The sequence below is a fragment of the Armatimonas sp. genome, assembly GCF_043760365.1.
Classification (GTDB): domain Bacteria; phylum Armatimonadota; class Armatimonadia; order Armatimonadales; family Armatimonadaceae; genus Armatimonas.
This window is the reverse complement of the sequence record NZ_JAYUPA010000844.1, coordinates 1-3145: the sequence shown is the minus strand read 5'-3', so window position 1 is coordinate 3145 and position 3145 is coordinate 1. Positions and strand designations below refer to the sequence as shown.

Below are 3145 nucleotides of genomic sequence, written 5' to 3'. Positions count from 1 at the left end.
AGTTGAGGATCTTATGCATCGAGGATCAGTACACTCGTGAGTCGCTCGCCATCGAAGTGGGACGCTCCTTCAAGTCCGAGAAGGTCTGCCAGATACTGGAGCAGCTCACCCGGCAACGAGGTACGCCCGATGCGCTTCGCATGGATAACGGGCCAGAGTTCGTGGCACTAGCCCTGCGTGGGCTTTGCTCACGCAAAGGCATCAACGGGGACTATATCGAACCTGGAAAGCCTTGGCAGAATGGTCATGCGGAGAGCTTTCACGCCCGTTTACGAGATGAGTTTTTGAATGGGGAGGTATTCTTATCGGTGTTGGACGCTCAGATTCGACTTGGGATCTGGCGTCGCTATTACAATCACGAGCGGCTACATTCGAGCCTGGGGTACAAAACGCCCGTCGAGTTCGCCGCGCTTTTTTGCCATAAAGGGGGTAGTGCCCTACCGCTGGGTGCCTCTCCCGAAACGCCCGTCGGTTCCGAAGTGCTGATTGGACCTACACAAGGGGGCTGACCATCTGAGGGGCGCAGGGCGATAGACGCGGGAGGGATTTTACGATGGCATGGTGGACGTGGCGAAAAGCGAAACTGGAGCGGGCGGATCGACGGATCGACCTGACGCAGGCCGGGCCGATCTACAGTGACATTGCCGACGCCCTCGACGACCTTTACAAAACCGCCGCAAATTACCGTGCCCGGCCCGATTCCTTCTGGGATCGCGCCGCTGGTTGCAACGTTGGCGACCACCTCGCCCACGCCGCCCAGATGATGGAGGCACAGCTTGCCCGCGTTCCAGATGGCCCGCCGGAGTCGTTTCTTCCCGCAATCGCCCTTGCCCTAGACGCCTCCCGCGCAGCGTACTGCGAAACCTACCACGACCCGGACTGTTTCGGCATTGGGGCGCACAACAGTTTACTGCGCAAAGTTTTGGAGATCTGCGACTGCCTTGGGATTGCCCGTCCTCACATCGAACCGTTCGAACTGGCCGACGACATGGATGATACCTGACTGGAAATGACGATTTCTTATGCGATGAAATTGACTTTGATTTTGAGGAGTATCAAAGAAACCTTCGTTAAGTTGACGAGTTGGAGCTTCCACCGATCCTAGAATTACAGCTCTGTACAGGGGGCTACCGCCAAAAACGGTCGTTAAACCAGACTACGAGTAGACTGTCTGAATACCGCCCTGCCAAAGTGACTGCGGGAAAAGTGTCCAGGAAAACGCCTGGTCTACAACGTGGATAGTTTACGCATTGCCACACACCTCCAGTGCCAGAAGCATTGCCCTGTTCCAGTCTAGGGCACGGCCAGACTCCCACTCTCGCTCGAAGCTTGAACTGCTCAGCGCTTCACGCGCGGCGGAGATCCGTACCGCGTTGGTGCGCTGTTCACTTGCCGCGTAGGCTTGGGCAGCGTCTTCCCGCATCCGGCTGGCCGCCGCGGTGAGACGCACCGCTAGCTCCCAGGCACCGGGCACTTCGGGAGCCAATGCCACAAGATCTGCTGCTACTTCCACATACTCGCCTGAGTCAAGGGATAACAGCTCGTGTGCGAGGCGAAGGCACTCGTGAAGGGCGGATCGGGCTTGCGCCACGCGGCCCATGCCAACGTAGTTGGTCGCGAGATGGTAATCGGCCCGGATTATGCCATTGATGTCTCCCATCTCACGCATCTCTTGCAAGGCCGCCCTCAGCACCTCCTCGGCTCTCTCACGCTCGCCCAGTTCCTGCAGAGCGCTCCCGAGCTGGGTTAGCGCCCAGGGGTACTCCTGTCGGAGGGCGAGTTGCTCACTCAGGAGCAGAGCCTCCTGGGCGAGTTGTTGTGCCTCAGGGTAATCTCCCTTCCGCCAGAGGACTTCGGCCAGAAGAATCGAAGACACCGCGACCCCGTGTAAGCGTCCACTGCAACGGTTCAGACGGATTGCCTCTTCCAGATGGGGCACCGCCTCTTTGTAGTTACCTAACGATCCTTCCGCCATCCCCAGATTTCCCGAAAGAACGGCCCTGAGGCGACTCTCGGGGAGGACGCCCTCGGCGTGCGTCAGCGCCTCGCGAAAAGCACTACGCGCTCCGACGAGATCACCGCGCACGTGAAGCGCGTTTCCAAGCACGTTGCTACAGTCCAGAATAGCTTCCGCATCACGCGAGGCTTGGGCTAGGTGCAGACCTCGTTCCGCGAGTTTCTGGGCAGCACCCGGAGTTTCTAGTATAAGGATCAGCCAGGCGGCAGCAGCCAAAGCATGGGCCTCCACTACAAGAGAAACTACCTCCGTCTCTGATCGCGCCAGTGCGCGCAGGAGCCAGGTTCGGCCTTCACTATAGAACCCTTGATGTGACCAGAAGCTACGGAGGCAGACGCACAGCCGTAAGACTTTCTCTGCACCCTGTGGCTCCACCAGGCTCCATTCCAGCGCGGCGCGCAGGTTGTCTAGCTCCTGATTCAGGGTCTCCACCGTCTCACCGAAACCGCTCCCCTGGAAGCGCGCTTTCCCCTCGACAGCAAGAACCAGGAAGTAGTCCCGATGCCGCTCCCGCACGGCCTCAGACGTGCCCGTTTCTGCTAGCCGCTCTCGGGCATACTGACGAATCGTCTCCAGAAAACGGTAGCGAGTGCTAGAGCCAGATGGCTCCGAGAGCACGAGGCTCTTATCGCAAAGCCAGGTCAGAACATCCAGAACTTCCCAATCCTCCACGAGGTCTCCAGAACAGATCTGCTCCGCAGATTCCAACGTCCACCCACCCGCGAAGACAGACAGACGGCACAGCAGTGCTTTCTCCGCCTCACTGAGCGGATCGTAGCTCCAGTCAATCAGAGAACGCAGGGTCTGTTGACGCGGAAGGGCGGTGCGGGAGCCGCCGGTGAGTAGCCTGAATCGCTGGTCGAGCTTGCCGTTGATGTCCTCCACAGACAACGACCGAACACGCGCCGCCGCAAGCTCAATGGCCAGCGGGATGCCGTCTAAACGATGGCAGATCGAAGCCAGGGCGGGTGCATTGGCATTGGTCACGGCGAACGTGGACTGCTGAAACAACGCTCGCTCAATAAAGAGCTGCACCGACTCGAACGGCGAGAGACTCTCCGGGGTCTGGTGCTTGCTCGAGTCGGGCAGCGAGAGCGAGGGCACCCGGTAGGTAAGCTCTCCCGCAAT

At 59.3% G+C, this 3145-nt stretch carries 3 protein-coding genes; 2 read left to right on the top strand and 1 reads right to left on the bottom strand.

Annotated features, from left to right (window positions below):
• Both ACH2EH_RS20885 and ACH2EH_RS20880 read left to right on the top strand, forming a co-directional pair.
• Positions 1-509: integrase core domain-containing protein (locus tag ACH2EH_RS20885; RefSeq protein WP_395144751.1), on the top strand; the 509-nt coding region annotated here is incomplete at its 5' end.
• A gap of 44 nt (positions 510-553) precedes the next feature.
• On the top strand, positions 554-1003 hold the full coding sequence (locus ACH2EH_RS20880) for a hypothetical protein (protein WP_395144749.1): 450 nt from the start codon (positions 554-556) through the stop codon (positions 1001-1003).
• A gap of 240 nt (positions 1004-1243) precedes the next feature.
• Here the strand turns inward: ACH2EH_RS20880 and ACH2EH_RS20875 are convergent.
• A partial coding sequence (locus tag ACH2EH_RS20875; RefSeq protein ID WP_395144747.1) for an ATP-binding protein occupies positions 1244-3145 on the bottom strand: 1902 nt, incomplete at its 5' end.

Coding starts and splice junctions, on each gene's coding strand:
- ACH2EH_RS20880 (WP_395144749.1), top strand. CDS start 554: ATGGCATGGTGGACGTGGCGAAAAGCGAAACTGGAGCGGGCGGATCGA.